The organism is Allobranchiibius sp. GilTou38 (assembly GCF_017565325.1).
Taxonomy (GTDB): domain Bacteria; phylum Actinomycetota; class Actinomycetes; order Actinomycetales; family Dermatophilaceae; genus Allobranchiibius; species Allobranchiibius huperziae.
Window position 1 is genome coordinate 1 of the sequence record NZ_JAGEKN010000011.1, and the last position, 26,578, is coordinate 26,578.

Sequence of the window (26,578 nt, forward strand, 5' to 3'; positions counted from 1 at the left end):
CGCGACATCGCAGCGGGAGTGATCGTGGGCTGCGGCACCCAGGGGTACGAGTTCGCCGTCCAACGGCTCGCGGCCCTGATAGGCGCCGACGGGAGCTGACGTCGCAAAAGGACGAGTGACGCAGGTCGACCTGCGTCACTCGTCCTCGACTGCGTCAGTCAGTGCACCGCTGGGTGGTGCGCGGCGCTCAGGAGCCCTGAGCGCTGGTAGCCGGGGCCTTGGTCGCCGGGGCCTTTGCGGCCGGCGGCTTGGCAGCCGGAGCCTTCGCGGCCGGCGGCTTGGCGCCCGGGACCCGGTCCACGGCCTTGGCGATCTCTGCGTTCACGTCCTTGTCCAGGGCCGTGAGCAGGGTGACCGTGCTGACCTTCTGCGCGGTGGCGATCTGCTGGAGGGTCTCGCCCTTGCGCAGGTCGGCGGTCAACTGCGCCGGGGTCAGCTTCAGGACGCTTGCCAGGCTCTTGTAGTCGGCGCCGAGGCCGTGCCGGTGCGCCCAGCCGCGCGGACCGTGCGGCCCACCCCACTTACCTGGACCCTTGCCCGGGTGTGCCGGCTTCGCGGTCCCTGCCTTGGGCGGCGTCGGCTTGGCGGTGCCCGCCTTGCCCGGCGCACCGGCCGGCCCTGGGCCGCGTACACCTTCCGGGAGCTTGGTGTTGATGAGCTTCGCCATGCGGGCGTCGGCGGTGGCGTCCAGGCGAGACAGCAGGGTCGCTCGGGAGACGCCGTGGCTCTCGGCGATCTGGGCCAACGTCTTGCCGGCCTTGCGTCCGGCGGCGAGGCCTGCGGTGTCGGTGCCCGCATCCTTGGCAATGACCGCCGGGGTCAATCCGAGCAGGCCGATCCCGTGGCGCATGTGCGCCGCGGGGCCCTTGGCCGCCGTGGACGGCGTCGGTGCCGGGGGTGCCGAGGTCGACGTGGCGTACGCCGGGACGGCCACCCCCACTACTGCTGCTGCCGCGAGGGTCGAACCCCCGATGATCTTCGTCTTGCGGAGCATGGACATGCCTTTCGGACGGAATCGGGCAAGGCCCGCTGACCAGCACACAGTGCGCGGGTCCGATGGGCCGTGCACTATGAACAGCTGTGCTGAGCCTGTCAGTTGACGGACGCAGGATGCAGCGACGGCTCCTGCGGCAGCGAGAGCGACAGCACGGCGTGCTCGATCATCTGGTGCCGGCGTACCTGGTCCTCGACCTCCTGCAGTCGTACGGCGAGCACGGACTCCCGGTCGTTCCCCACCAGATCCACCGACGCCACGACGAAGAGCTTCTGCGGCCCGACGAACTCCAGGTGCAGGTAGGTGACCCGCTCGATCGCCGGGTTGTCGATCAGCGCCTGCAGCGCCCGATCGCGCACGGCCCCGCCGATGGCCTCGCCGACGAGGAACTCCCGGTTGCGGTTGACGAGGAAGACGGCGACGACGGCGAGCATGACGCCGACCAGGATCGAGCCGATGGCGTCGTACTTCGCATCGCCGGTGAGCTGGTGCAGGCCGACGCCCGCGGCGGCGATCAACAGGCCGAGCTGCGCGGCGGCGTCCTCGAAGAAGACCGCCCGCAGCGTGGGATCGGAGGTGCGGGTCACGTAGCGCAGCGGGTGCAGCCCGGCCTTGCGCGCCACCCCACGTGTCTGGCGCAGCGCCTGCAGGAACGACGTGCCCTCGAGTGCGAAGGCGACGGCCAGCACGATGTAGTTGATGAGGTAGCTGCCGGCCTCCTCGTGCGAGCCGAGCTGCTGGAAGCCGTGCCAGATGCTGACCACGGCTCCTGCGGTGAGCAGCCCGACGGCCGCGAACATCGACCAGACGTAGACCTCCTTGCCGTAGCCGAGCGGGTGGGCCTCGTCCGCCTGCTTCGCGCCGCGCTTCTCGGCGATGAGCAGGAAGACCTCGTTGCCGGAGTCGGCCCAGGAGTGCGCGGCCTCGGCGACCATCGACGCGGATCCGGTGAGCAGTGCGGCCACCGACTTCGCGACCGCGATCAGGATGTTCGCCGCGAACGCGATCAGCACCGTCCGGAGGCTGTCCCCGCCACCACCGTCTGCGGCTGCGCTCACTGTGTCGTCGGTGGTGGTCGTCATACCCTGGACGGTACGGCGTGCGCGGCCTGCCCATCGGGGGTGGAGCAATGCACGAGGGGTGGGGATACAGCCCTACCCCTCGGTGTTGTCCCCGCCCCCCGACGAGGGCGGAGCAGGCGGAGTCGGCGAGGGGTGCAGCGCCAGCAGCAGCTGCATCACGGTGTCCGGGTCGGCGAGGCGGTCGCCGTACAGTTCCCGGACCTGACCCATCCGGTAGCGCACCGTCTGCGCGTGCACGTGCAGGTCGCGGGCCACGTCGTCGCGTCGGCCCTGGTGCAGCAGCCACGAGCGCAGCGTCTCCACGTGCCGTTCGTAGGCCGCGTCGCCCGGCTCGCCGAGCGGCGCCAGCACCTGGGCGCGTAGGTCGTCCAGCTCCCCGGGTGCCGAGGCGAGCACGAGGTCGGCCAGATGCTCCTCGGTGTCCACCACAGTGCCCGCGCCGCGTCCCAGGCCCACATCGATGGCGCGTACGGCACGCTCGTACGACGCCGCGACGGCGAGCCACGGACGCGCCGGCCCGACGTACGCCTCGCGGTCGGCGAGCACCCGCAGGGCCCCGCGCCGGTCGGAGACGAGCAGCACCGTGCGCTCGGAACCGCCGGCGTCGCCCGGTTCCTCGCCGGCGCGCAGCGTGTGGGGGCCGAGCGCCGACAGCACCGCGCCCAGCCGGATGGACGGCAGCACGACGGCGCTCAACCGGCGAGGCGGGGTCCACTGCGCGCGCGAGGCGAACTCGCGCACCACCTCCTCGGCACGGCCGGCGATGAGCGCGGATCCGAGCCGCTCACGGCGCCGCTCGTCCATCCGGTCCTGCTGCACCAGCGCGCTCGCGTGGCCCTCGACGCTGGAGGCGGTGAGCTCGTCGATGTAGGCGAAGACCAGCTCGGCGAACTCCGCGGTCATCGCGGCGTCCAGGCCCGCGGCCACCGCGGCCGCCGACATCTCGCGCCAGGCGACGCGCGCGCCGATCCGGTAGGCGGAGAGCAGGGCGTCCATCGGGCGACCGCTGTGGGCCTCGCCGGCGCCCAGCTTGTACGCGCCGTCGAGAGCCCCCGCGTGCGGCGTGGGGTCGCCGCGGCGCGGACCGGTCGCCATCCGCAGGAACCCGCCGAGCGCGGCCTGCACCGCCAGCTCGATGGTGCCGCGCAGCTCCCCGCTCGAGGTGCGCGCGTACTCCGGCACCTCCGCGAAGATCTGGTCCACACAGTCCTCGGCGAACTCAGGGAGCCGGGCCTGCAGCGAGGCCACCACGTTTGGCTCGAACCGCAGCGGCGCACGAGGTCCCGAACGGATGTGGTCGACCGGGATATCAGGCATGCGTACCTCATCTCGTTGTTCTCTGCGAACAATACCGCTGGTCTGATTCACGTTGGCCGGATAAGAAATTGTCCCTCCCCGGCAGGCATGGTGTTCATATGGCACATCTCCTCAGTGACGGCCCCAGGCAGGACGCGACCGGGCGCACCCCCGGCGCGGGGTGGCGCTCGCGTGCCTTCAAGCTGCTCAAGGCGACCACCACGCCGCTGCTGCCCGAGGACTACGTCGACCTCTTCGACCCACTGCGCACCTCCACCGTGCTGCGCGCCCGGGTCGTCGACGTCGTCGCCGAGACCCAGGACGCCGCCACCGTCGTACTGCGCCCGGGTCGCACCTGGCGCGGCCACGTGCCCGGGCAGTACATCCGGATCGGCGTCGACGTCGACGGCGTACGCATGTGGCGCGCGTACTCCGTGACCTCCGGTCCGCGCGAGGACGGCTGCATCGCCATCACCATCAAGGCCATCACCGGCGGCGCCGTCAGCACCCACCTGGTGGAGTCGCTGAAGGTCGGCCAGATCGTGCAGATGGAGCAGGCCGACGGCGCGTTCGTGCTGCCCGAGGTGCTCCCGAGCAAGATCCTGCTGCTCACCGGCGGCAGCGGCATCACCCCGGTGATGGGCATCCTGCGGCACGCGGTGGAAGACCTGGACGACGTGATCCTGCTGCACTCCGCCCCGCGTCCGGAGGACGTGATCTTCGCCGAGGAGTTGCGCGAGCTCGGTGCGAACGACCGGATCACCCTGGTCGAGCGGCACACCGACGAGCACGGCCTGCTCGACACCGACGAGCTGGAAGCGCTGGTGCCCGACTGGCGCGAGCGCGAGACCTGGGCCTGCGGCCCGGCCGGCATGCTCGAGATGCTCGAAGGGCACTGGGAGCAGGCGGGGCACGCGCACCGACTGCACACCGAGCGGTTCCGTCCGGCGATGGCGGGGCTGGGAGAAGGCAGTGAGGGCGGCACCGTCTACTTCACCAAGACCGACCGTGAGATCGAGTGCGACGGCGCCCGGCCGATCCTCGACATCGGCGAGGAAGCCGGCGTGCTCATGCCGTCGGGGTGCCGGATGGGCATCTGCTACGGCTGCGTGCTGCCGATGCGCGAAGGCTCCGTGCGCGACCTGCGCACCGGTGAGGTCACCTCGGCCACCCCCGGCGACGGCATCCTCATCCAGACCTGCATCTCGGCCGCCGCCGGGCGCTGCGACCTCGTTCTCTGATCACCGCACACGACCCACGATTTCCCACAGCACCACGGAAGGACAGCTCATGACCGCTCTGCAGAAGAAGGAACACAACCCGGTCGCGCACATGACGCCGGAGGACATCGAGAGCCTGGGCAAGGAGCTCGACGCCGTACGCGCGGAGATCATCGAGTCCCGCGGTGCCAAGGACGCGGCGTACATCCGTCGCACCATCGACGTGCAGCGCAAGCTGGAGCTGGGCTCGCGCGCGGTGCTGCTCTTCAGCAAGTACAAGCCGGCGTTCGCGCTCGGCACCGCCGGCCTGACCGTCTCCAAGATCCTGGAGAACATGGAGATCGGGCACAACGTCATGCACGGCCAGTGGGACTGGATGCGCGACCCGAAGATCCACTCGACCACCTGGGAGTGGGACAACGCCAGCCCGGCCGACCTGTGGAAGCACTCGCACAACGAGCTGCACCACACGTACACGAACGTGCTCGGCCGCGACAACGACCTCGGCTACGGCATCATGCGGGTCGATGAGGACCAGCCGTGGGTGCCGTTCTACCTCGGCCAGCCGGTGTGGAACTTCATCAACGCCTGCTTCTTCGAGTACGGCATCGCGGCATACGATCTGGAGCTCGGCAAGTACATGAAGGGCCGTAAGGACAAGGCGGTCTTCAAGCGCGACCTGGGCAAGGTGGGCCAGAAGGTCCGCAACCAGATGACCCGTGACTACGTCATCCACCCGCTGCTCGCGGCGCCGACCGGCTCGTGGGGCAAGACCCTGATGTCCAACGCGGTGGCGAACCTGGGACGCAACCTGTGGACCCACTCGGTCATCATGTGCGGGCACTTCCCCGAGGGCGTCGAGACCTTCACCAAGACCTCGATCGAGGGCGAGTCCCGCGGTGAGTGGTACCTGCGTCAGATGATCGGCTCGGCCAACATCTCCGGCTCCAAGGCCATGCACATCGCCACCGGCAACCTCAGCTACCAGATCGAGCACCACCTCTTCCCCGATCTGCCCAGCAACCGGTACGCCGAGATCTCGGTGAAGGTACGCGACATCTGCGAGCGCTACGGCCTGCAGTACACGAGCGGCCCGCTGCCCAAGCAGGTCGCGTCCGCGTGGATGAAGGTCATCCGCCTCTCGCTGCCCAACCACATCGCCGCGAAGGTCAAGTTCCCGAGCCGCCGCAAGCCGGTCGCGCCGACCGCCCTGCCGTCGCGTCGCGTCGACACCGGCGAGGTTGCTGCCTGAGCCGTCACCCCTCACCGGTGGGGTCGTTGCGCGCCGTATAGAGCGCGCAACGACCCCACCTGTGCGTCCGGTGCGTGACAACATGCCGTATGACGAACGCGACCCCTCCCGGTTGGTATCCCGACAACCTCGACCCGACGCAGGTGCGGTGGTGGGACGGCACCTCGTGGACGCATCAGACCCAGCCCGCACAGCCTCAGCAACCGGCGCCGCAGGCGATGCCCTACCCCGGCACATCGAGCGGACATCAGCAGGGCCAGCAGAGCGGGTCGCACTCGGCCCCACTGCCGGGACAGGGCGCGGCTCCCCGGCGTGACACGGCTGACCCGTACGCGGCGCAGGCGCGCGGCGGGCAGGGTGGTCAGCAGCAGCCGCACGATCCATACACGGCACAGGCGCGCGGCCAGCAGCAGCCGCACGACCCCTACGCACAGCAGCAGACCCATCAGCCCGCGTACGGTCAACAGGGCAATCCCCAGCAGTCTCAGCAGTACCCGCAGGGTGGCGCGCCGCAGCAGCCGGACTCCTTCCCGGGTGAGAGCCGGGTGCGCCGGTGGGGCGACTCCATCGCGCAGGGATACGGCGACCGGTCCTTCGGCGGTCAGGTCAGCGGACCGGTCGACGGACGGCACGCCGAGCAGGGCCGCAACGTGTTCACCGAGCCGGTGCTCGTGGTGAGCCAGAAGCGCAAGATCATCGAGATCACCAACGAGTACGCCGTCTACGCGCAGGACGGGTCGCAGCTCGGGGCGGTGGTCGAGGTCGGTCAGAGCGGGATGAAGAAGGCGGTCCGGCTGCTGTCCAACTACGACCAGTTCCTGACCCACCGGCTCGAGGTGCGCGACAACGCAGGGCAGGTGCTGCTGCGGCTGACCCGGCCTGCGAAGGTCTTCAAGTCCACCATCGTGGTCGAGGCGCCGAACGGGTCCGAGATCGGCCGGTTGGTGCAGCAGAACGTCTTCGGCAAGATCCGCTTCGGTCTGCTGGCCGGCGGCGCGGAGGTGGGTTCGCTCAACGCGGAGAACTGGCGGGCCTGGAACTTCGCGATGCTGGACGCGTCCGGCACCGAGGTCGCACGGGTGACCAAGACCTGGGAGGGGCTGCTCACCACGATGTTCACCACGGCGGACAACTACGTGGTGCACCTGCACCAGGACATGCCCGACCCGTTGCGCTCGCTCTGCATCGCCGCCGCGCTCACCATCGACACGGCCCTGAAGCAGGACAGCCGCTAGGTCGCCGCTGCGCAGCCACGAGAGCCCACGCGGCGCCCGTACCTAAGCTGGCCCGCCCACATGGGCCCACGCGGCGCCCGTGCAAGGGCAGCGGGCCGATCGATCCCCGGTCGAGGCCGTGAGAAAACGCCATGTCGCGAGCGCTACAGCCACGAGCGGGGCGGACGGCGCGACCGACCGAGTCAGACCGGCGCGGTGATGTCCCGGAGCAGCTGCAGGGTGCGGGCGACGGCCGGATTGGCGCTGGCGTTGTCCCGCACGAAGACCACGATCCGTCGCCGCGGGGCCGGGTCTGCGATGGGGCGCGAACACGCGTCGGCGGGCAGCACTCCCAGCGCGAGCTGCGGAATGACCGCGACGCCGATACCCGCGGCTGCGAACGCGATCGAGGTGTGGTGGTCGACGGTCTGCGCCGAGTAGCGGGGCGTGAAACCGGCCGCACGCGTCGCGCCGCGCACGATGCGGCCGCAGACGTCGTCGTCCTGGTTGTCCATGACCCACCGGTGGTCCGCGAGTGCGGACATCGGCACGACGTTCAACTCGGCCAGCGGATTGTCGCTGGAGAACACCACCCAGTACGGCTCCTCGGTCAGCTCGTATCGGGTGTAGCCGTTGACCCGGGTCGGCGGGTCCTCGGGCTGCTCGGTGCGGACGTCGATGTCGGGCCTGCCCGGACCGGTCGGGGACGGCTGCTCGTTGAGGTCGACGGTGAACTGCACGTCGGGGAAGTCCCGCTGCAGCGACCGCGCGACGAGCGGGATCCACTGCTCACCGGCCGACGCGAAGCAGGAGATCGCGAGCGTGCCGGTGCGGCCCTCACGCAGATCGTCGACCACGCCGTCGAGGCGGGCGAGGTTGTTCATCACCTCGTCGCTCTGCGCTGCGAGTGCCCGGCCCGTGGGCGTCGCACTGATGCCGCGACCGGACTTCTCGAAGAGTTGCAGCCCGGTCTCGCGCTGTAGTGCGCTGACGTGCTGACTGATGGCGGACGGCGTGTAGCCGAGATTGAGAGCGGCGGCCTGCACCGACCCACTCGCGACGACGGCGCGGAACACCCGGAGACGGTTGACATCGAGCATTCCTCAACTCTACAGCAGCACTACACGGTGCATCAATAACAATCGCTTGTGCTGAAGAGTCATTGGCGTGACGCTGGGATACATGAACATCGACTACAGCAACCACGGCCCCATCGATCGTGACGCGCAGCGTCTGAGCCAGGAGTTGGACGGCGTACGCGCCCGGTCCGGCCGGCCTGTCACCTCACCCTCAGCGCCCCGCCACCCGGTGCTCGCTCGCGTCCGCACGGCGGTGCACGCGGTCAGGGAGGTCTTCGACGGGATCGCCGAAGCCAATGAACGCTTCGATCGGATCAACCGGCCCTGGGTCTACGAAGGCCCGGACTGGGTCAATGGCGCGCACGGTGCCGTGCGCATGGCCCACGAAGCGAGCGCCGATGTCGAGGCGCGGCGTCCGCCGTCCGCGGTGCGCGAGGGGTCGACCCGACCCTCCGACGCACCCCGGACGGGCCTGCGCCCCGCGCACTGAACGGTGGTCTGTGAAGTCGGCCACACCACGGCCCCGGCGACCGACCGGGTAACCGTCCCTCGCGCGAGAGAATGCATGGGAAGCATTGCAGCGCAACGGTTTACGGCAGACCTCCGGCACGCCCCGCAACGCTTCAGTCTCACTGAAGAGTCATGCAGTCTTTTAGACTTGTCGTGATTAGTTCGAAATGGAACTATTACTGCCATGCGACCCATTTACAACGACTTCAACCCCATCGACGACCGCGACCACGCCCGCATGCTCGGCGACCTGGCGTATGCCACCACCGAGGAGACCGCACCGCGCACCACCCGCTCCATCTGGCGCTCGGTGCGTGAGCAGCTGCACGGCAACGGTCACGCAAACCGGGCGTACATGCGCCAGATCTGAGCCGATCCCTCGGCGTCAGCACGCGGACACTCCGGCCGGCCCTCGGCCGCTGGGTGTCCGCTTTTGCGTGCGGGGGATGGGGCGGGCGCGCCGCGGCACTACCGTGAGCGCATGCGAGCCGACCCCGCGCTGCGACCCGTGCGCGTCGGTAGCCGCAACGCGACGTTCCAGCACTGGGAGACCCTGCTGCGCAACCGCACCAAGCGGCACCGCGCAGGCGCGTTCGTCGTCCAGGGGGTGCGCCCTATCACCCTGGCCGTGCGAGCGGGTTGGCACGTCACGGACGTGCTGCGACCGGCCGGCGGCCAGCCGTCGCGGTGGGCGCAGGACACGTGGGGCCGCCCGGGTGCGAGGCGCTACGAATTGGAGCCCGAGCTGTTCGCCGAGCTGTCGGGCAAGGACGAGGGGCAGGCCGAGCTACTGGCCGTGGTCGCCATACCCCCGGACGACCTGACCCGCGCCGACCCGTCGGCATACGCCCCCACGGTGGTCTTCGATCGGCCGAGCACCCCGGGCAATGTCGGCACTCTGCTGCGCTCGATCGACGCCTTCGGCGGGTCCGGTCTCGTCGTGACCGGGCATGCTGCCGATCCGTACGATCCCAAATCCGTTCGTGCCAGCACCGGTTCGCTCTTCACCGTGCCGACCGTACGGGCGGACGGTCCGGAGCCGGTGCTCGACCGGATCCGGGCACTGCGCTCCGCCGGGAGCAGCGTGCAACTGCTGGGCACCGATGAGGGGGGCGACCTCGGGGTGCGGGGTGTCGACTTCGCGGTGCCGACGGTGCTGGTCGTCGGCAACGAGACCCGCGGGCTCGCCAGGGTCTGGCGTGAGGCGTGTGACGCGATCGTCAGCATCCCGATGGTGGGTGAGGCGAGCTCGCTGAACGCCGCCATCGCCGGCTCCGTCCTGTTGCACGAATCGCTGCAGCAGCGTCTGGACGCCCGCCGCTGAGGTCGCCGCGCACCGTGCGGGCGCGGCAGCTCAGCGTCGGTTCTCCTGACGGAACTGTCGCGGCGTGACGTCGTAGTGCGCGCGGAACTGTCGGTTGAAGTTGGACAGGTTGGTGTATCCCACGCGGTGTGAGACGGACGCGACGGGCACGTCGGTGTCCACCAGGAGCTTGCATGCCTGCGAGAGGCGCAGCTTCTGGACCGTGTCGCTGAACGTCTGGCCGCTGACCAGCTTGAAGTACTTCGAGAACGCCGAGTCCGACATCCCCACGAGCTGCGCCACTGCCGCGAGGCGCACGTCGTCGGTGAGGTGCTCGACGATGTAGGTCAGGGCCTGGTCGATGGTGTCGGCGGCATCCTCATCGCGCAACGGCGGCAGCCACTCCTTCGTCAGGGTGCGGTGTTCGTCGTCGGGCGCTGCCGCGAGCACGCCGAGGAGCTCGAAGATGTGGCCCAACCGACGCGAGCCCTGCTGCGCGCCGATGGCTTCGAGCTCGTCGGCGGCACGGAGTGCGGTGCTGCCACGGAACTCGATGCCGCGCGCCGCCTTCTTGAGCAGGGTCTGCACCTCCGCCAGCTCCGGGAGGATGTCCTGGCACCGGTCGACCCAGTGGGGGTGGAACTGCAGGACGGTGTCGCGGTCGTCGATCACCTGACCGGGCGCGAGGTCGCTGATCCAGTGGTGCGGCAGGTTGGAGCCGACCAGGACGACTGTCCGGCGGTGAACGTGCCGATGTGATCACCGACGATGTAGCGGCCGGTGCCCGAGCGGATGAGGTGTATCTTGTACTCGGGGTGGTAGTTCCACCGCGAGTAGGGGCTCGGGACGCCGTGCATGTGCCATCGGACGGACTGGCGGGGGTCGAGGGGCACGACCTCGCGCGCTGCAGGGGCGGTGGCGAGACGGCGCGCGATGGCGCTGGGCGTGGGGTGCGGTCGTCTGTCCGTGCTCACAGCGCCTTCTCCGGTGCTCCTCGGCGGTGGCAAGAAAGTATCACCAGAGGTCTTGGCAGGATCTTTTTCACGGCACGACCCCTTCGTAAAGTCGAAGTTCCCAGGTGACTGGCAGAGGTCCCTCGAACAAGGACGACCCATGCGCAACCTCAGTGCGGTACTCACGGCGGCCTCGGACGTGCAGATCGTGGAGCGACCGGTCCCCGTCCCGGATCCCCACCAGGTGCTGGTCGAGGTGCGCGCCGTCGGCATCTGTGGCTCCGACGTCCACTATTACGAGCACGGGCGGATCGGCCCGTACGTCGTCGAGCAGCCCATGGTCATCGGGCACGAGGCGTCCGGTGTGGTGGTCGCGATCGGTGCAGAGGTCACCGACCGCGCCGTGGGTGACCGGGTCGCGCTCGAACCCGGAGTGCCCTGCCGGCGTTGTGAGCAGTGCCTGGCAGGGCGGTACAACCTGTGTCCGCATGTCTCGTTCTTCGCCACCCCGCCGGTGGACGGCGCGATCTGCCGTGTGGTGGCCATCGATGCCGACTTCGCCCATCCCGTCCCCGGCGGCCTCACCTTCGAACAGGCCGCCATGGCCGAACCCGTCTCGGTCGGGATCTGGGCGGCACAGAAGGCCCGGATCACCGCCGGTGATCGGGTCCTGGTGACCGGTGCCGGACCGGTCGGCCTGTTCGCCGCGCAGGTGGCCCGAGCGTTCGGCGGCGTCGATGTGACGGTGAGCGACGTGAGCGAGTTCCGAAGCGGGATGGCCGACAGACTCGGTCTCACCGCTCATCGGTCGGGGCAGCCTTTCGAGCGGGACTACGACGTCGTCATCGAGTGCTCCGGTGCCCAGGCGGCGGTGACGGCCGGAATGTCCGCCCTCGCTCGCGCCGGACGCCTCGTGCTGGTCGGCATGGGCGCCGACTCCGTCACCATCGACGTCCCGCTGTTGCAGGGCCGAGAGATCCGCATCACCGGTATCTTCCGGTACGCCAACACCTACCCGCTCGCGCTGGACCTGATCGCCTCGGGAGCCGTGCGGGTGAGCGACGTCATCACCCACCGATTCGATCTCGAGCACACCGAGGACGCCCTCACCATCGGCCGGCGCGACCCGGAGGCGCTCAAGGCCGTCGTCGCGCCCCATGTCGGCGGCCCACCCCCGGGCGGGGATCTCGGCAGTGAGCGGTCGCGGTGACCTCCCCGTTCGACCTCACCGGCAGGACCGCCCTGGTGACGGGCGGCAACCAGGGGCTCGGCAGGGCGTTCGTCTTCGCGCTCGCCGCCGCCGGTGCCCGGGTCGCGTTCTCCGGGCGGCGCGAAGACGCCAACAGACTCGTCGCCGCCGAGGCTGCGCGGGCCGGCTACGAGCTGGTGCCGATCACGGCCGACGTCACCGACGACGCCCAGGTGGACACCATGGTCGCGCAGGCGGAGGACGCGTTCGACGGTCGAATAGACGTGTTGGTCAACAATGCCGGGCGCTGTCATCACGCACCGTCGTCCGAACTGACCGACGACCAGTGGGCAGGCGTCTTCGACCTCAACGTCCGCGCCGTGTGGAAGACGTCCACGATCGTGGCGGACGTGATGCGCGCGCACGGGTCCGGCTCGATCGTGAACGTCGGAAGCATCTCCGGACTGATCGTCAATCGGCCGCAGTTCCAGGCCGGGTACAACGCGTCGAAGGCCGCGGTCCACCACCTCACCAGGTCGCTCGCCGTCGAATGGGCGAGCTTCGGGATCCGGGTCAACGCCATAGCTCCCGGGTACGTGCAAGCCGACGGAGTGCCTGCCGACCGGCCCGAGCTACGTCGTCACTGGCGTCCGGAGTTCCGTCAGCACTGGGTGGACGACGCGCCGCAACGACGCTTCGCGCTTCCCGAGGAGATCGCTCCGAGCGCCGTGTTCCTGGCCAGCGACGCCGCCAGTTTCATCACCGGGACCGTCCTGGTCGCCGACGGCGGTTATACGGCGGTCTGAGGCGCCTGACCGGCCTGGGGCCACAGTCAGGGTGACGCGAGGCTGCGCCACAGCTGGATGGAGCCAAACGTGGTCCGAGTGGCGAGATAGAGCCGTGCGCCGTCGGCTGCGAGGGCGAGGGGACTACCCGGCGGAGTCCGGAGCACGGTCGTCCTCCTGCGGGAGACCTGGACGAGAAGCGACCCCGAGCGTGTCGGAAGGGCGATCGTCGTACTATCCGAAGTGACGACCGGTGTTGATATGTCACTGTCGCCGGTGACGGTTTCGGGCAATCCGATCGACGTGACGGATCCATCGGTCTGCAGCTGCCACGCGCGCGCTGCACCCCCGGCGGTCACGCCGACGACGACGCAGCGTTGCAGGGAGCACCCGACGGCGCGCGCGTGCCCGGTGATCGCGATCCGGTGCTCCGTCCACGAGCCGCCGCCCGCCGCCCTCAGCCACACGACGGGATGTGACGTCATGCCGTGATCGAGGTCGAGCAGGTCGCCGACGACGACGAACCGGTCGCCGAACGCACCGACCGCGGCGGCGGACTTCAGGATCGACGCGGTGTTCTTGAGGACGGGCGACGGCGGGTCGCGGAGCCACGTGCTGCCCTGCGGGTGCCAGGTCGTCACGTCCAGGCCGTGCGCTCCCACCCAGGACCCGACGATGAGCGCGTCGGACCCGGCGTACGCCGTGCCGACCAGGTCACCGGCCTGCAGGCCGCCGAAGGTCTCGAAGGTCTGAGGCGTCTCCGTCAGGGTGCCGAAGCCGACCGCGGTCCGCGGTGCCCGCCACACGGTCCACCGCACGTTGCCGTGCGCACCCCCGCGTGCGCCACCGACGGCCAGGATGCCGGGCTCGCCCACGGCGGACTGCAACCACCGGGCGGTGCGGGCGTAGCCGGAGATCGGCCGCAGCGCGACAGTCGTGATGAACCCGGTCGAGGAGGCCAGCGACATCCCGGCCGTGCCGTCGCGACCGGAGGTGCCGACCAGCACGCCCTCGGTCGTCGACGTGAGGACGTCCGGGGAACCGGTGAGGGACACCCGCGACCACCCGGGATCGGCCGACATCGGGCCGCTCGTCGACGACCCGCTGCAGGCGGACAACGCCGCGACCGACACGAGGATCGCGCCGGTGAGCGCGGCGTGAGCCCGCCACCTGCGCATGTGTCGTCACCCCTGACGGTTATGCGTCGTCGTCGCCCTCGAACGGCCAGAACTCGCGCAACTCGATGCGACCACCGCGCGCCATCGGGTGCGCGGCCGCGGCCTCGACGGCGTCGTCCAGAGTGGCGCAGTCCAGGATGTCGAAACCGGCGAGCCACTCCTTGGTCTCCGCGAACGGCCCGTCGGTCACGATCCTCTCCCCGTCGCGCACGCGCACCAACTTCGCGGTCGAAGGTGGGCGCAGCCGCTCACCCATCACCCACTGACCGCGACCGTCCACCTGCGCGAACCAATCGTCGATACCCGTTTCCGGGGCGTCCGAGGTGTCCGGATCGCCGTCGACGACGACCATCATCAGGTACTTCATGCGGGGCACGTCCTTCGCGATGGGTTCGAGTGGTCCGGCGAGGCGGTCAGCGCAGCGTCTTCAGGGCGCCGCCCCAGCGGACGAGCTGGGTGAGCATGGAGTTGAGATTGCCCGCCTGGTAGGGCCGGGGCGCCATCTTCGAGTAGTCCTCCATGTCGTCGTACGTCGAGATGGCCACCTGCGCGCGGACGGTCGCGATCTGCAGCTCCCCGAGCACCTGCTTGAGCTGCTCCGCCGCGCGCAGTCCCTCACTGGAGCCGTAGCAGACAAGGCCGGCGACCTTGTCGTTCCACTCGACGTAGAGGAAGTCGAGCGCGTTCTTGAACGCCGCGGGCAGACCGCGGTTGTACTCCGGGAAGACGAACACGAAACCGTCGTAGCCCGCGATCTTGCGCGACCAGGCCTTGGTGTGGTCCTTGGTGTACGCCTGGGACGAGGCGGGCTCCGGCTCGTCGAGCAACGGCAGACCCTGGTCGGCGAGATCGACCAGCTCGTACGTCGCGTCGTCCCGTTCCGCGACCTGGTCCATCACCCACTTCGCGACGGAGGGACCGACCCGCTGGGGGCGGGTGCTGCACAGGACGACGGCGATCCGCAGGGCACTCATGACCCTGAGCGTAGGACCCCGCACACCCGGCGCGGGGTGGATCGGTCAGCCCGACACGGCCGGCTTCAGCACCTGCTCACACCACTGGTGGAAGGTGGTGGGGCTCGCCGTCTCAGGCGTACGCGCCACGCCGGCGTCCAGCCCAGCCTCCTTGGCGCTCATCATGTCGGTCATACCCCGGACGAACGCCGCACCCACCCCGTAAGAGGACATCCTGGCGGCTTGCGCCTCGTAGGACTCCCGTTCGTAACGGATCGGCGTACCGAGCACCTCGGACATCGTGCCCGCCATGTCCTGCGGTGACAGGTCCTTCGGTCCGAGGACCGGGACGGTGCCGACGCCGGACCATGTCGTGTCGAGCAGCAGTCGCGCAGCGGCATCGGCGATGTCCCGGGTGGCCACCATGGGCGTGCGCCGATCGGCCGTGACGACGTCGGTGAACACCCCTCGGTCGCGGATCGAGTCCACCTGGCGCAGCAGGTTGTCCATGAACCCCGGGTTGGCGAGCGAGCGGTAGGCGACGCCCGTACCGGCGATGAGGTCGTCCATCGCGAGGGTGGCGGTGACCAGCCCGGCCCGGCCGGCGACCGGCGTGCCCCGGCCGAGCGCCGAGACGCCGACGACCCGCCGCACACCGTGACGGGTGAACGCCTCCGCCGCCGGCCGGGTGAAGCCGGTGTAGGCCGCATCCACGCTGGCGGCCGCCGGGTCCGGGGGCACGAGCCAGAACACCACATCGGCGCCGGCGAACGCGCGGTCGACCACCTCGGCGTCGCCGTGCGACCCCTGCACGACCTCGACCCGGTCGCGCACGCCGGTCGCGAGCCGAGCGGGGTCGCGGACGACGACGCGCAGCTCCTCGGTGCTCGCGGCGAGGTGCTGGAGCAGTTGACTACCGATGTCGCCCGTGGGCGTCGTGATCACGATCATGGGTCAACGGTGCGGGCACCTCGACCCGGACGTCCAATACCTATTGCCGACTAATTGATACCCTGAAGGCATGGATCTGGACCTTCGCAAGCTGCGGTACTTCGCGGCGCTGGCCGAGCACGGTCACTTCGGACGGGCCGCGGAGTCGCTCTACATCGCCCAACCTGTCCTCAGCCGGCAGATCCGGGCGCTCGAGCAGGAGTTGGGGTGCTCCCTGCTCACGCGGACCACCCGCAGTGTGCAACTCACGGCCGCCGGGCGGCAGCTGCAGGAGGAGGCACTCTCGGTGTTCGCCACCGTCGACGCGTCGATCCGACGGGTGCACGAGGCCGATCGCGGGGTGGCCCGACTGGTGGTCGGTTTCGCCACCGGGCTGCACGTGTCCGATGCGGTGCGCGCGTACGCCGTGCAGAGCCCGGAGGTGCAGATCGCGCTGCTGCCGCTCAAGTGGTGGGAGCAGGATGTCCCGCTACGCGACGGGCGGGCCGACATCGGCTACCTGCGGCGCCCGTTCGACGAGACCGGGCTGCGGTCGGTGCCGATCGGCACCGAGCCCAAGGTGGCCTGCCTGCCGGTGTCACACCCGCTCGCCCGGCGCAGGAGCCTCACCCTGGCGGAGCTGGAAGGGGAGCGGATCCTCGACGCGCACGCACGCCGTACCTCCTCGGCCGAGGAGAAGTTCGAGCTCATCGCCTCCGGTGACGGCATCGCCGTGGTGCCGCTGAGCGTGGCCCAGTCCTATCTGCGTCCGGACCTCGTGCACCGTCCCGTCACCGACGCGGAGCACGTGCGGACCTGCCTCGTCGTGCCGCGGGGCAGGCGCGAGCGCCGGGTGCAGGACTTCCTGGCCGTGGCCACCCGCACCCTCGCCCCTGCCGCGACCCGGCTCGCCGCCGTCGACTGACCGGGAGCCCCGCTGAGGGGATCGGATCGAAGTCATGACGAACGTCGTGGCGGAACCCGTGGTTGCCCGCGAAGCGTCTTACCTAGAGTGGGTAATGATTCGGGGGCGGTGACAACGCCCCCCAGAGGAGGCACCGAAGATGTCCGAACTTGATCTGAGTGGCCAGGGCCGCACACCCGAGACGCCCGCGCCCGACGCGCTGGTGCTCGAAGCGCCCGCCCCCGCACCCGTCGTCCAGGAGCAGCAGGCCGTCCAGGCCGTGAAGGTCGCGCCCGAGGCGCAGACCGAGATCGAGAAGAAGGCGCAGTCCTTCGTGACCGAGCTGACCTCGATGGACATGAAGGCACCGGCGTTCACCGAGAAGGTCAACTCGATCGTGCTGATGGGCGACTCGGACATCCGGCGTTCCTCGGAGGTCTCCAACCGGATGCTGCAGCGTCCGGCGGCCTCGTCCGGCGACAAGACCAGCCCGCAGGGCAAGGTCAGCGGCACGCTGATCGACCTGCGCCGCACCGTCACCGACCTCGACCCGAACCGCGCGGACCTCAAGGGCATGAAGAAGGTCCTGAAGTGGCTGCCCGGCGGGAGCAAGATCGACAACTACTTCGCCAAGTACCAGTCCGCGCAGTCGCACCTGGACGCCATCATCCGGGCGCTCGCCTCCGGCCAGGACGAGTTGCGCAAGGACAACGCCTCCATCGAGATGGAGCGCGGCAACATGTGGCAGGCCATGCAGAAGCTGGGTGAATACAACCAGCTCGCAACGGCATTGGACACTGCGATCGAGCAGAAGATCGCCGAGCTGCAGGCCGCCGGGAAGACCGAGGAGGCCGACACCATGAAGTCCGACGTGCTCTTCGCGGTGCGTCAGCGGCGGCAGGACATCATGACCCAGATGGCCGTGTCGGTGCAGGGCTACCTCGCCCTGGACCTGGTGCGCAAGAACAACCAGGAGCTCATCCGCGGCGTGGACCGGGCGCAGACGACGACGGTCGCCGCACTGCGTACGGCGGTCATCGTGTCGCAGGCGCTCGCACAGCAGAAGCTCGTGCTGGACCAGATCACCTCGCTCAACACCACCACCTCCAACCTCATCGAGTCGACCTCGCTGCAGTTGAAGCAGCAGGGTGCCGAGATCAACCAGCAGGCCGCGAGCAGCGGTGTCGAGGTGGAGAAGCTGCAGCGGGCGTTCGACAACGTCTTCCAGACGATGGATGCCATCGACACCTTCCGCACCGAGGCCACGGCGAACATGGCGCAGACGATCACGGCGCTGCAGGGCCAGGTCGAGCGCGCCAAGCCTTACCTGGAGCGTTCGATGCGCTCCCAGGGCATGGACGCCTCGACCAGTGCGCAGCTCGGCGGGGGCCAGCCTTCGCAGGGTCAGATCGGCTCCTGAGCCGTGGGTCTGCTCTCCCGGCTCTTCGAGCCGGACCAGCAGCCCGGGCAGCACCGCGACCCGGCCGCCTCCACGGGGCCGGGTCCGGGCGCTGCCCGGGAGCACGACGACAGCGTGCCGGCTCTGAGGAAGCAGACCCAGGCCCTCGTGCTGGAGATCAACGCGAGCGCCGGCGACCTGCCGCCCATCGCGGTGGTGCTCGCGCGGGCCGTGACGGATACCGTTGCGAGCGTGCTGGATTCCCCGGAGGTCGATCGCCTGGACATCGGTGTGCGGGTGGCGGTGCACGCCGTTCTGACCGACTACGTGCCGGGATCGATCCGCAGCTACATCGGAGCCGTGCGCGCCGCAGGCGACCCGGCCGTGCACGCGGCCACGGACGCGGTCGTGGAGCAGCTCACCACCCTGCGCGCCAGCGTCGGCGACCTGGCGGCCGCCAGCAACGAACGCGACCTGCAGGCGCTGCAGGTGCACGGCCGGTTCCTGCAGGACAAGTTCGGCGGCTCGGAGCTCGACCTGTGAACGGTGCGACAGCATGGTGACCGCCCTGCCCAAGGGCGCGAACGCCTCTCTCACCAAAGAGAATCCTGGTCTTCGCGGCGTCGTGGTCGGCGTCGACTGGGACGCCGGCCCCGAGCGGGTGCTCGCCGACGCGCTGACCCTGATGACGATCCTGTGCGACGAGCGGGGCAAGGCCCTGTCCGACGACCACGTCGTCTACTTCAACCAGCTCGTGTCGGCCGACCTGTCGACCGCGCAGCTACAGGAGGCGCTCGGCGACGACGACGAGCAGTTGGAGATCGAGCTGGGTGCCGTCCCGCCGGAGGTCGACCGGATCGTGGTGGTCGTCTACGTCAACGAGGGGGTGACCGGTCGCCGGACCCTCGGGCAGCTGCGCCGGTGCACGCTGCGGGTGCTCAACCTCGACGGTGGCGGTGTGCTCGTGCAGACGGTCGACCTGGCCGCCGGGTTGGACAGCGAGACGGCCGTCGCCCTCGGGCAGGTCTACCGGCGCGGCGAGGAGTGGAAGTTCAAGGCGCTCGGCGCCGGCTATTCCACCGGACTCGCCGGCGTGGCCAAGGACTTCGGCGTCTCGCTGTGACCACCCGCACCGACCTGCCCTACCTGCGTCGCCGGGTCCGGCCCACGGCACCGGCTGCCGCACCCGCAGCCTCGCCCGCATCCGAGGCCTCCGCGGTCCCGACCCCTGCACCGGCCGGTACGGCGGTCGCCGACTTCCTGTCCGGGCGCTCGGTGCGCCCCGGACGAGAGCGGCCGGCGCCGACGCCGGCTCCGACCGCGTCGTTGGACCTCGACGCACCGACCGCATCCACCCCGTCCACCCCGCCCCCCGCGGCGAGCAGCACCTCCCTGGATCTCGGTGGCGATCAACCGGCCGCTCCCACCCCGACGTCCGCCTCCAGCACCTCCCTCGACCTGGGCGGCGACGGGCCGGCCGCCCCGGACACCTCGGCACCCCGCCGGCCGGTCGCGCCAATGAGCAGGCACACCAGGGAGCGGCCCTACGACCTGCGGCTGCCCACGATCACCGAGCACGAGCGCCGGGTGCTGAGCGCAGCCGACCGGCTGGTCCACCTCACCCGGATGCAGTCCGCGGTCGGGCGACTGCGTATCGAACCTGCCCTCGGCGCGGGCGAGCACCTCGACCTCGGGTGCGTGCTGGAGACCATCGACCGGGAGGAGTCGATCGTGCTCGGCACCCTGAACCGGCAGGGCCCGGACCCACGGCGACCGATGGTGCGCTGCGGCGGCCAGGGCGTCGAGATCGACCTGCGCCGGATCCTGTCCCTGTCCCGCCTGCTCGTGGTCGCCGTCGCGCCCCGACTACCCGGCGGCACGCTCGTGGTCACGACGTACGGCGGCTCCCGAATGGAGATCCCGCTGCCGGTCAGGGCGACCCTGGGCGCCCAGGCGCTGCTCACCGCGTACGTCGTCCAGGGACGACTTGTGCTGCGGGCGGAACTGGATCCGTTTTCCGGGACGTTGCAACAGGTGTGCGGGGCCTACGGTTATACGGATCTGACGTGGCGCGACCCCGCGACCCCGTTGGTGTGAGGCAGGGGGCTCTCGTCGTTCGTGGGCCCGCGGTGATCGATCTGAGACGAAGGAATCGGCAATGGCAGTCAGCTTGAGCAAGGGCGGCAACGTTTCACTGGCGAAGGCAGCCCCCGGCATGACCAACGTCGTGGTCGGGCTGGGCTGGGACCCGCGGACGACCGACGGCGCGCCGTTCGACCTGGATGCCTCGGCGCTGATCTGCGGCCAGGACGGCAAGGTGCGCACCGACCTCGACTTCGTCTTCTACAACAACCTGTCCGGCGACAACGGCTCGGTCAACCACCAGGGTGACAACCGCACCGGCGAGGGCGGCGGGGACGACGAGCAGATCGTGGTCAACCTCGCGGCCGTCTCACCGGACGTCGCCAAGATCGTCTTCCTGGCCTCCATCGACCAGGCCGACTCCCGTGCGCAGAACTTCGGGCAGGTCTCCGACGCCTACATCCGCTTCTTCGACGCCGACGACGCCAACAACGCCGAGAAGGGCGCGCGCTTCGACCTGGGCGAGGACGCCTCCACCGAGACCGCGCTGATCTTCGGCGAGCTCTACAAGAACGGCGCCGAGTGGAAGTTTCGCGCCGTCGCGCAGGGGTATTCCTCCGGCCTGGCCGGCGTCATCTCCGATTTCGGCATCTCCGCGGGCTGACACGCCCCGGCGTACGACGGCCGTCACCGTCGTACCTCCCACTCCCTGAAGGGACCTCATGTCCACGCTCAAACACTTCCGTGTCGATTTCGTCGTCGCCGCGGTCGTGCTCGTCATCGCCTTCTTCTACGACGGGGTCGACGCGGTCTCCCTGACTGCGATCCTGATCGTGCTGGAGATCGTCTTCTCCTTCGACAACGCGGCGGTCAACGCCAAGTACCTGGAGAAGATGAACGACTTCTGGCAGAAGATGTTCCTGACCGTCGGTGTGCTCGTCGCCGTCTTCGGCATGCGGCTGATCTTCCCGTTCGTCATCGTCTGCCTCTCCGGGCAGATCAGCCCGGTGCAGGCCGTGCATCTCGCGCTTGAGCGGGGTGACCACAACACCCCCGGCACCTACGGCTACATCCTCGACCAGGCCCACCCGGCCATCGCGGCGTTCGGCGGGATGTTCCTGCTGCTGCTCTTCCTGGACTTCATGTTCGACGGTGACAAGGAAGTGCACTGGCTCGGCCCGATCGAGCGGGCGCTGCAGCGCATCGGCGCCCTCGACATGCTCGGGGTCATCGTGGCCGGCATCGGACTGCTGGTCGCGGCCGAGTTCCTCACCACCGGCGGGGAGAAGGCGACCGTGCTCTTCTCCGGCGTCCTCGGCATCGTGCTCTACCTCGCCGTGAACGGTCTGTCCTCGGTGATGGAGGACCAGGAGGCGGCCAAGGACGAGCAGTTGGAGCAGCAGACCAACGCCCGCGGCACCATCCTGCTCGCCGGCAAGGCCGCGCTGTCGCTCTTCTTCTTCCTGGAGGTGCTCGACGCGACGTTCTCCTTCGACGGCGTCATCGGGGCCTTCGCGATCACCCCGGACCCGATCATCATCGCCATGGGCCTCGGCGTCGGGGCGCTCGCGGTCCGCTCGCTGACCGTCTACCTGGTGCGCAACGGCACTCTCGCCGAATACCGCTACCTGGAGAACGGCGCCCACTGGGCCATCGGCGCACTGGCCGTCATGTTGATCCTGACCATCAAGTTCCACCTGGGCGAGGTCGTCATCGGCGGCACCGGCATCGCCTTCATCCTCGCGGCCTGGCTCACCTCGGTGCGCGAGAACAAGAAGCGCGACGACCACGACCAGCACAGGACCGAATCCATCGACCAGACACCGGCGTCTGCCGTGAACGGAGCATCGAAACAATGACGATCAATCTGAACAAGGGCCAGTCGGTCAACCTGGCCAAGCAGGACGGCGGATCGCTCACGCGTGTCCGGATGGGCCTCGGCTGGGACGCGAAGATCGTCACCAAGAAGGGTCTGTTCGGCGGCAGCAAGCAGGTGCAGCGCGACATCGATCTGGACGCCTCGGCCATCCTGATCGGCGCGGGCAACGTGCTCGACATCGTCTACTTCGGCAAGCTGCGCTCGAGCGACGGCTCGATCCAGCACACCGGTGACAACCGCACGGGCGCCGGCGACGGCGACGACGAGTCGATCATCGTGGACCTGCCGGCCGTCGCGGGATCGGTCGAGCAGATCGTCTTCGTGGTCAACTCCTACAGCGGCGAGAACTTCACCGAGATCGACAACGCCTTCGTCCGCGCGGTCGACTCCGCTGCGGGCGACACCGAGCTGGTCCGCTACGAGCTGACGGGCACGGGGCCGCACACCGCCATGGTGATGGCCAAGTTGACCCGCTCCGGCTCCGGCTGGAGCTTCACCGCCATCGGTCAGCCGGGTCAGGGCCGGGTGGCGCAGGAACTGGTGCCGCTCGCCCTCTCGGCGATCTGAGCCAGCACCCGCGCGCCCTCAGCCTGGACATCTGGGGCACGTTGATCGGCAGCGACCCGTCGTTCAAGCCGGCGCGCAACGAGATGTTGCGGTCCGCGCTGGCTCCGGGCGTCGCCGCGGGTGACTTCGACGTCGCGTTGCGCACGGCCGACCGGGACGGCGACGAGCTGGCGATGGCGACCGGCCGCGACGTCGGATTCGACCAGCGGGTGGGGCTCGTGCTGGATCGGCTGGGGGTCGATGCTGCCGGGCTCGGTGACCGATCGGCGTACCTCCTGGCACGCCAGGCCGAGCTCGCGTCGGCCCACCCGCCGCGGCCGTTGACCCCTTCGCTGCCGAGTCTGCTGGGCGCGGTCGCCGAGCGGATGCCGGTGGTGCTGACCAGCAACACCGGCATGCTTCCGGGGGAGTTGATGCGCAAGCTGCTGCGGCTCGCGGGTTTCGCCGATGATCTGGGGATGGTCTTCTCGAACGAGGTGGGAGCCGCCAAACCGTCGCGCGAGATCTTCGACGTCGCGGTGGGCCTGGTCGGTCTGCCCGCTGGAGAGGTCCTGCACATCGGCGACAACCCTGTCGCCGACGTCGAGGGAGCCCGGGCCGCCGGGCTGCAGACCCTGCTCGTCGAGCCCGACGGGGTGGCGCTCGCGGCGCGGCTGCAGACGATGGCATGCCTGTGACGACACCGACGGCGCTCTGGACCCTCACGGGCACTCCGGACGATGTGCGGTCCCTCGACGCGCACGATCACTTCGACCACACGGCGTACTCGCTGATGAAGCACGGCGACGGCGCCGCGATCCACGGGCTCGGAGTGCGCCTCGGCAGGCACCTGCTGCACGAGCACGGCGACGAGCTGCTCGCCGACGCCGTGCCCGTCTTCCCCGTCGCGTATCTCGCGGTGCCTCCCGCGTGCTGGTATCTCGCGTCCGAGGCGCTGGCCGTGGTCGACGACGCGCGCGCGTCCCGCGGGCTTCCGCCGGGTCGTCTGGTGCACGTGCGCAAGGACTCGGTCACGGCCGGCGACTACGCCGCCTCCAGCGAGCAGCAGCGGCGCGCGGAGCTGGCCGGCATCGGATTCGAGGTGCGCGAGTCGCTGGCCGGGTGCGTCGCCGTGGTCGTCGACGACGTGCGGGTGACCGGGCTGGCCGAGCAGACGATCGTGTCCGCCCTGTCGAGTGCGGAGCCCGTCACGGTGCTGCCGGCGTACGTCGCGGTGTGCACCCCGCAGCTGGCCGCCGCTCCCTATGTGGAGCGGGTCCTCAACCACACGGCAGTCGAGTCACCGCTGGACCTGCTCCCCGCGATCGAGGCCGACCGCTTCTGCCTCACCATCCGCTTCCTGAAGTTCGCGCTCGCCAGCCCCGACCTGGCCGAGTTCGTCGCGCGCTGCCCGCAGCCGGTGCTCCTGCAGATGTACGACGGGGTGCTCGCCACCGGTGCCGCGTTCGCCGACGCGTACGCACCCGGGGTCGCGACGCTGCGGGCAGGACTGGGCGAGTTCCGCTACGCCCTCGCACGACTGCACCCCCGCGACACGGCGCTCCCCGGCGAGGACAGCCCGGTGGGGGCGGCGTCGTACAGCCGGTTCAAGCACGGGAGCGGTTCCGTCGCAGCCCGATTCGCGCGGCTTCTCGCACAGCAGTACGCCGACCACCACGATCTGTCCTCCACCCCGCGCGTCTGGGTGACGGGGTCGGGATACGCCGCGGTCCCGCCGGCGGCGGCCGCCTTGGTGGCCCCGTTCGTCGCGGCGCTCGCGGAGCTGGTGCCGGGGCTGCAGGTGCGGGAGCTGCGGGTGCACCGCTCGGGTCGCACGCCCGGGGACTACGCGGCGATGAGCCCGGCGGATCGTGACGCCGCGCTGCGCGACGACTGCATGTACGTCGAGGACAGCGTCGACCTGCGCGGCGAGCTCGTGGTCGCCCTGGACGACATCCGCGTCACCGGTACCCACGAACGCGCGATGAACGCCTGCCTCACCGCGGCAGGCGCGCGGTGGATCGACCACCTCTACCTGGTTGACGCCGCCGCGTTCGCGACGGCACCGCAACTGGAGTCGATGCTGAACGCCGCGGCGGTCGAGGGGCTCGACGACCTGCTGGCGATCGTGCGAGCTGATGACTTCGTGCCCAACGCCAGGGTGTGCCGGCGGGTGCTCCGGTTGCCGCCCGAGGAACTGGTGAGGTTCGTCGAGCAGGCGCCTCCGGAGGTGCTGCGATGGGTCGGCGACGCGATCGAGGCCGACCACCTCGCCGACGTCGAGCAGTTCGCGGACGGCGTACGGCGATTGCGCGGTCTGGCCGCGATCCGGCACTGACCCGGAGCCGCCATCTCGTAGGCTGCGGCGACGGTCGAGAGGGGGCTGACCTGCATGAGCATCGACGGACAGCCGGCGCCGCTGCACCGCAACCACGCGTTCATGGTCCTGCTGCTCGGTCAGACGGCATCCTCCATCGGTTCCTCGATGACCGGCCTGGTCTTCCCGCTCATCGGTTACGCCCTCACCGGGTCCACGCTCCTCGCGGGAGTGGCGGCCACGTCCGTGCTCGTCGGAGAGCTGGCCGGCCGCCTGGTATCCGGCGCGCTGGTCGACCGGTGGGCCAAGCGGCGGGTCATCGTCCTCGCCAACCTGACCGCCTCACTCGCCGTCGCGAGTCTGGCCGCCGCGGAGCTGCTCGGCCACCTCGTGCTGACCCATCTGATGATCGCCGGCCTCGTGCTCGGACTGGCCGACTCGTTCCTCGCCCCGGCCTCGTCCGCCTCGGTGCGCCAGGTGGTCCCGCCCGAACAGCTGCCGCTGGCCTACACCCGACTGCAGGCGCGCGACCACGTCGCGAGCCTGGTCGGCCCACCGCTCGGCGGCGCGCTCTACTCGATCGCCCGCAGCGTCCCGTTCGTGGTCGACACCGTCAGCTACCTGGCGTACGCCGCCGGAGCGAGCCGGCTGCGCACCGATCTGCGCTCCGATGCACCCACCGGCAACTCCCTGCTGACCGACGCCCGTGCGGGCGTGCACTTCGTCTGGCACCACCACGTCGTACGGTCGGTGCTCCTGTGGGGCGGGCTGTTCAACTTCGCGATGGCATACGTGTTCACGGCGGTGACCCTGCGCCTGGTCCGGGCGGGTGTGACGCCGGCAGCGATCGGGCTGGTCGACACCTGCGCGGCCGCTGCAGGACTCCTCGGTGCCGTGATCGCGCCCACGATCGTCGCCCGGTTCCGTAGCGGCCTGCTGACGATCGTGACCGGCCTGGCACTCGCACTGCTCGTGGCGCCGATGGGTCTCACCATCAACGTCTTCGTGACCGGCGCGCTCTTCGCGGCTGGGTTCCTGCTGCTCCCGGCGAACAACTCGGCCATCTCGGCCTACATCTCGAACGCCACTCCGCAGCACCTGCAGGCCCGGGTGAACGCCGCCAGTGGGCTGGTCGCGCTCGGCTTCGCGCCCCTGGCACCTCCGGTGGCCGGTGTCCTCATCATCGCCCTGGGCGACGTCGGCTCGATGCTCGCCGGGTCGGTCTTCCTCTTCCTCAGCCTCGTGCCGCTGCTGACCGACCGCGAGGTCGTGGCGCTCGGGCGTCCGGACACCTGGCGCGCCGCACCGTGACACAGGTATGACCGAGAGCCACAGGACGTCCTGTGGCTCTCGGTCATACCTGTGCCACGGTGAACCAGGCCCACGACGGCGTACTCACCGGTAGCTTGAGCGGATGGAGACCACGACGCAGCGGGTGCACGCCTTCACCGACGACGCTCTCGGGCAGGACGACGCCACCGGTGTCGCGGCACGGATCGCGTCCGGTGCGAGC

29 protein-coding genes are annotated in these 26,578 nt (G+C 69.9%); 19 read left to right on the top strand and 10 right to left on the bottom strand.

The window, feature by feature from the left end; translation table 11 throughout:
• Window positions 1–187 precede the first annotated feature (187 nt).
• The 3 genes from JOB34_RS14675 to JOB34_RS14685 form a co-directional block, all read right to left on the bottom strand.
• Window positions 188–994 (bottom strand): hypothetical protein, encoded by an 807-nt coding sequence (locus JOB34_RS14675; RefSeq protein ID WP_208053396.1) that lies wholly within the window; start codon window positions 992–994, stop codon window positions 188–190.
• A gap of 98 nt (window positions 995–1,092) precedes the next feature.
• Window positions 1,093–2,076 (bottom strand): cation transporter, encoded by a 984-nt coding sequence (locus JOB34_RS14680; protein WP_208053397.1) that lies wholly within the window; start codon window positions 2,074–2,076, stop codon window positions 1,093–1,095.
• Between the two features lie 72 nt (window positions 2,077–2,148).
• Complete coding sequence (locus JOB34_RS14685; RefSeq protein ID WP_208053398.1) at window positions 2,149–3,393, bottom strand: PucR family transcriptional regulator; 1,245 nt, start codon at window positions 3,391–3,393, stop codon at window positions 2,149–2,151.
• 98 nt (window positions 3,394–3,491) lie between these two features.
• On the opposite strand from JOB34_RS14685, the gene JOB34_RS14690 reads away from it, so the two are divergent.
• From JOB34_RS14690 to JOB34_RS14700, 3 genes are all read left to right on the top strand, one after another.
• Window positions 3,492–4,613, top strand: coding sequence for a ferredoxin reductase (locus tag JOB34_RS14690; RefSeq protein WP_208053399.1), 1,122 nt, complete (start codon window positions 3,492–3,494; stop codon window positions 4,611–4,613).
• 49 nt (window positions 4,614–4,662) lie between these two features.
• Window positions 4,663–5,844: an acyl-CoA desaturase gene (locus JOB34_RS14695; RefSeq protein WP_208053400.1), complete on the top strand. Its 1,182-nt coding sequence runs from the start codon at window positions 4,663–4,665 to the stop codon at window positions 5,842–5,844.
• Window positions 5,845–5,933: 89 nt separating this feature from the next.
• On the top strand, window positions 5,934–7,079 hold the full coding sequence (locus tag JOB34_RS14700; RefSeq protein ID WP_208053401.1) for a phospholipid scramblase-related protein: 1,146 nt from the start codon (window positions 5,934–5,936) through the stop codon (window positions 7,077–7,079).
• 182 nt (window positions 7,080–7,261) lie between these two features.
• Here the strand turns inward: JOB34_RS14700 and JOB34_RS14705 are convergent, their stop codons facing one another.
• Window positions 7,262–8,158 (bottom strand): LysR family transcriptional regulator, encoded by an 897-nt coding sequence (locus JOB34_RS14705; RefSeq protein ID WP_208053402.1) that lies wholly within the window; start codon window positions 8,156–8,158, stop codon window positions 7,262–7,264.
• A 67-nt stretch (window positions 8,159–8,225) separates the two neighbouring features.
• Here JOB34_RS14705 and JOB34_RS14710 point away from each other — a divergent pair, with 67 nt between their 5' ends.
• The 3 genes from JOB34_RS14710 (at window position 8,226) to JOB34_RS14720 (ending at window position 9,971) form a co-directional block, all read left to right on the top strand.
• A complete protein-coding gene (locus JOB34_RS14710; protein ID WP_208053403.1) occupies window positions 8,226–8,627 on the top strand; it encodes a hypothetical protein in 402 nt (133 codons plus the stop codon).
• A 204-nt stretch (window positions 8,628–8,831) separates the two neighbouring features.
• The gene (locus JOB34_RS14715; RefSeq protein WP_179478034.1) at window positions 8,832–9,017 is read left to right on the top strand and encodes a hypothetical protein; all 186 of its coding nucleotides are present in this window, start codon (window positions 8,832–8,834) and stop codon (window positions 9,015–9,017) included.
• A 111-nt stretch (window positions 9,018–9,128) separates the two neighbouring features.
• Window positions 9,129–9,971 (top strand): TrmH family RNA methyltransferase, encoded by an 843-nt coding sequence (locus JOB34_RS14720; RefSeq protein WP_208053404.1) that lies wholly within the window; start codon window positions 9,129–9,131, stop codon window positions 9,969–9,971.
• A 30-nt stretch (window positions 9,972–10,001) separates the two neighbouring features.
• On the opposite strand, the gene JOB34_RS18195 is transcribed toward JOB34_RS14720, so the two are convergent.
• Window positions 10,002–10,622, bottom strand: a complete 621-nt coding sequence (locus JOB34_RS18195; RefSeq protein ID WP_347813882.1) for an AraC family transcriptional regulator — start codon at window positions 10,620–10,622, stop codon at window positions 10,002–10,004.
• A complete protein-coding gene (locus tag JOB34_RS17700; protein WP_243758180.1) occupies window positions 10,619–10,924 on the bottom strand; it encodes a hypothetical protein in 306 nt (101 codons plus the stop codon). Before JOB34_RS17700 ends, JOB34_RS18195 begins: the two co-directional genes overlap by 4 nt.
• Window positions 10,925–11,063: 139 nt before the next feature.
• On the opposite strand from JOB34_RS17700, the gene JOB34_RS14730 reads away from it, so the two are divergent.
• The gene (locus JOB34_RS14730) at window positions 11,064–12,113 is read left to right on the top strand and encodes an NAD(P)-dependent alcohol dehydrogenase (RefSeq protein WP_208053405.1); all 1,050 of its coding nucleotides are present in this window, start codon (window positions 11,064–11,066) and stop codon (window positions 12,111–12,113) included.
• Window positions 12,110–12,898 carry an SDR family oxidoreductase gene (locus tag JOB34_RS14735; RefSeq protein WP_208053406.1) on the top strand — a complete coding sequence of 263 codons (789 nt, stop codon included), beginning with the start codon at window positions 12,110–12,112 and terminating at the stop codon, window positions 12,896–12,898. Before JOB34_RS14730 ends, JOB34_RS14735 begins: the two co-directional genes overlap by 4 nt.
• Window positions 12,899–12,924: 26 nt before the next feature.
• Here the strand turns inward: JOB34_RS14735 and JOB34_RS14740 are convergent, their stop codons facing one another.
• From JOB34_RS14740 to JOB34_RS14755, 4 genes are read right to left on the bottom strand one after another with little or no spacing between them, the layout of a single operon-like run.
• Window positions 12,925–14,055: a hypothetical protein gene (locus JOB34_RS14740; RefSeq protein ID WP_208053407.1), complete on the bottom strand. Its 1,131-nt coding sequence runs from the start codon at window positions 14,053–14,055 to the stop codon at window positions 12,925–12,927.
• A gap of 19 nt (window positions 14,056–14,074) precedes the next feature.
• The gene (locus tag JOB34_RS14745) at window positions 14,075–14,422 is read right to left on the bottom strand and encodes a YciI family protein (protein ID WP_208053408.1); all 348 of its coding nucleotides are present in this window, start codon (window positions 14,420–14,422) and stop codon (window positions 14,075–14,077) included.
• A 46-nt stretch (window positions 14,423–14,468) separates the two neighbouring features.
• Window positions 14,469–15,029 (bottom strand): NAD(P)H-dependent oxidoreductase, encoded by a 561-nt coding sequence (locus JOB34_RS14750; protein ID WP_208053409.1) that lies wholly within the window; start codon window positions 15,027–15,029, stop codon window positions 14,469–14,471.
• 45 nt (window positions 15,030–15,074) lie between these two features.
• Entirely contained in the window at window positions 15,075–15,959 is an 885-nt protein-coding gene (locus tag JOB34_RS14755) for an NAD(P)H-binding protein (protein ID WP_208053410.1), read from the bottom strand.
• A 70-nt stretch (window positions 15,960–16,029) separates the two neighbouring features.
• Between JOB34_RS14755 and JOB34_RS14760 the strand changes: the two genes are divergently transcribed.
• The 11 genes from JOB34_RS14760 (at window position 16,030) to JOB34_RS14810 (ending at window position 26,376) form a co-directional block, all read left to right on the top strand.
• Window positions 16,030–16,863, top strand: coding sequence for a LysR family transcriptional regulator (locus JOB34_RS14760; RefSeq protein WP_208053411.1), 834 nt, complete (start codon window positions 16,030–16,032; stop codon window positions 16,861–16,863).
• A 139-nt stretch (window positions 16,864–17,002) separates the two neighbouring features.
• On the top strand, window positions 17,003–18,262 hold the full coding sequence (locus JOB34_RS14765) for a toxic anion resistance protein (RefSeq protein WP_179478054.1): 1,260 nt from the start codon (window positions 17,003–17,005) through the stop codon (window positions 18,260–18,262).
• Window positions 18,263–18,265: 3 nt separating this feature from the next.
• The gene (locus JOB34_RS14770) at window positions 18,266–18,784 is read left to right on the top strand and encodes a hypothetical protein (protein WP_208053412.1); all 519 of its coding nucleotides are present in this window, start codon (window positions 18,266–18,268) and stop codon (window positions 18,782–18,784) included.
• 13 nt (window positions 18,785–18,797) lie between these two features.
• Window positions 18,798–19,364, top strand: a complete 567-nt coding sequence (locus JOB34_RS14775; RefSeq protein WP_208053413.1) for a TerD family protein — start codon at window positions 18,798–18,800, stop codon at window positions 19,362–19,364.
• Window positions 19,361–20,338, top strand: a complete 978-nt coding sequence (locus JOB34_RS14780) for a hypothetical protein (RefSeq protein ID WP_208053414.1) — start codon at window positions 19,361–19,363, stop codon at window positions 20,336–20,338. The genes JOB34_RS14775 and JOB34_RS14780 overlap by 4 nt, the downstream gene beginning before the upstream one ends.
• Window positions 20,339–20,399: 61 nt before the next feature.
• Window positions 20,400–20,987 carry a TerD family protein gene (locus JOB34_RS14785; protein WP_179478062.1) on the top strand — a complete coding sequence of 196 codons (588 nt, stop codon included), beginning with the start codon at window positions 20,400–20,402 and terminating at the stop codon, window positions 20,985–20,987.
• A gap of 58 nt (window positions 20,988–21,045) precedes the next feature.
• Window positions 21,046–22,182 carry a DUF475 domain-containing protein gene (locus JOB34_RS14790; protein WP_208053415.1) on the top strand — a complete coding sequence of 379 codons (1,137 nt, stop codon included), beginning with the start codon at window positions 21,046–21,048 and terminating at the stop codon, window positions 22,180–22,182.
• A complete protein-coding gene (locus JOB34_RS14795) occupies window positions 22,179–22,769 on the top strand; it encodes a TerD family protein (RefSeq protein WP_179478073.1) in 591 nt (196 codons plus the stop codon). The genes JOB34_RS14790 and JOB34_RS14795 overlap by 4 nt, the downstream gene beginning before the upstream one ends.
• Window positions 22,770–22,792: 23 nt before the next feature.
• Entirely contained in the window at window positions 22,793–23,446 is a 654-nt protein-coding gene (locus JOB34_RS14800; protein ID WP_279538964.1) for an HAD family hydrolase, read from the top strand.
• Entirely contained in the window at window positions 23,443–25,086 is a 1,644-nt protein-coding gene (locus tag JOB34_RS14805) for a phosphoribosyltransferase family protein (protein WP_208053417.1), read from the top strand. Before JOB34_RS14800 ends, JOB34_RS14805 begins: the two co-directional genes overlap by 4 nt.
• A gap of 54 nt (window positions 25,087–25,140) precedes the next feature.
• Window positions 25,141–26,376, top strand: a complete 1,236-nt coding sequence (locus JOB34_RS14810; protein ID WP_208053418.1) for an MFS transporter — start codon at window positions 25,141–25,143, stop codon at window positions 26,374–26,376.
• Window positions 26,377–26,578: the final 202 nt, after the last annotated feature.

What these genes read in the sequence shown, in the direction of transcription:
- JOB34_RS14715 (WP_179478034.1), top strand. Translation starts at nt 8,832, where the DNA reads ATGCGACCCATTTACAACGACTTCAACCCCATCGACGACCGCGACCAC.
- JOB34_RS14675 (WP_208053396.1), bottom strand. Translation starts at nt 994, where the DNA reads ATGCTCCGCAAGACGAAGATCATCGGGGGTTCGACCCTCGCGGCAGCA.
- JOB34_RS14695 (WP_208053400.1), top strand. Translation starts at nt 4,663, where the DNA reads ATGACCGCTCTGCAGAAGAAGGAACACAACCCGGTCGCGCACATGACG.
- JOB34_RS14755 (WP_208053410.1), bottom strand. Translation starts at nt 15,959, where the DNA reads ATGATCGTGATCACGACGCCCACGGGCGACATCGGTAGTCAACTGCTC.
- JOB34_RS14720 (WP_208053404.1), top strand. Translation starts at nt 9,129, where the DNA reads ATGCGAGCCGACCCCGCGCTGCGACCCGTGCGCGTCGGTAGCCGCAAC.
- JOB34_RS14795 (WP_179478073.1), top strand. Translation starts at nt 22,179, where the DNA reads ATGACGATCAATCTGAACAAGGGCCAGTCGGTCAACCTGGCCAAGCAG.
- JOB34_RS14705 (WP_208053402.1), bottom strand. Translation starts at nt 8,158, where the DNA reads ATGCTCGATGTCAACCGTCTCCGGGTGTTCCGCGCCGTCGTCGCGAGT.
- JOB34_RS14690 (WP_208053399.1), top strand. Translation starts at nt 3,492, where the DNA reads ATGGCACATCTCCTCAGTGACGGCCCCAGGCAGGACGCGACCGGGCGC.
- JOB34_RS14680 (WP_208053397.1), bottom strand. Translation starts at nt 2,076, where the DNA reads ATGACGACCACCACCGACGACACAGTGAGCGCAGCCGCAGACGGTGGT.
- JOB34_RS14810 (WP_208053418.1), top strand. Translation starts at nt 25,141, where the DNA reads ATGAGCATCGACGGACAGCCGGCGCCGCTGCACCGCAACCACGCGTTC.
- JOB34_RS14750 (WP_208053409.1), bottom strand. Translation starts at nt 15,029, where the DNA reads ATGAGTGCCCTGCGGATCGCCGTCGTCCTGTGCAGCACCCGCCCCCAG.
- JOB34_RS14740 (WP_208053407.1), bottom strand. Translation starts at nt 14,055, where the DNA reads ATGCGCAGGTGGCGGGCTCACGCCGCGCTCACCGGCGCGATCCTCGTG.
- JOB34_RS14790 (WP_208053415.1), top strand. Translation starts at nt 21,046, where the DNA reads ATGTCCACGCTCAAACACTTCCGTGTCGATTTCGTCGTCGCCGCGGTC.
- JOB34_RS14785 (WP_179478062.1), top strand. Translation starts at nt 20,400, where the DNA reads ATGGCAGTCAGCTTGAGCAAGGGCGGCAACGTTTCACTGGCGAAGGCA.
- JOB34_RS14775 (WP_208053413.1), top strand. Translation starts at nt 18,798, where the DNA reads ATGGTGACCGCCCTGCCCAAGGGCGCGAACGCCTCTCTCACCAAAGAG.
- JOB34_RS14765 (WP_179478054.1), top strand. Translation starts at nt 17,003, where the DNA reads ATGTCCGAACTTGATCTGAGTGGCCAGGGCCGCACACCCGAGACGCCC.
- JOB34_RS14760 (WP_208053411.1), top strand. Translation starts at nt 16,030, where the DNA reads ATGGATCTGGACCTTCGCAAGCTGCGGTACTTCGCGGCGCTGGCCGAG.
- JOB34_RS14685 (WP_208053398.1), bottom strand. Translation starts at nt 3,393, where the DNA reads ATGCCTGATATCCCGGTCGACCACATCCGTTCGGGACCTCGTGCGCCG.
- JOB34_RS14745 (WP_208053408.1), bottom strand. Translation starts at nt 14,422, where the DNA reads ATGAAGTACCTGATGATGGTCGTCGTCGACGGCGATCCGGACACCTCG.
- JOB34_RS14700 (WP_208053401.1), top strand. Translation starts at nt 5,934, where the DNA reads ATGACGAACGCGACCCCTCCCGGTTGGTATCCCGACAACCTCGACCCG.
- JOB34_RS14730 (WP_208053405.1), top strand. Translation starts at nt 11,064, where the DNA reads ATGCGCAACCTCAGTGCGGTACTCACGGCGGCCTCGGACGTGCAGATC.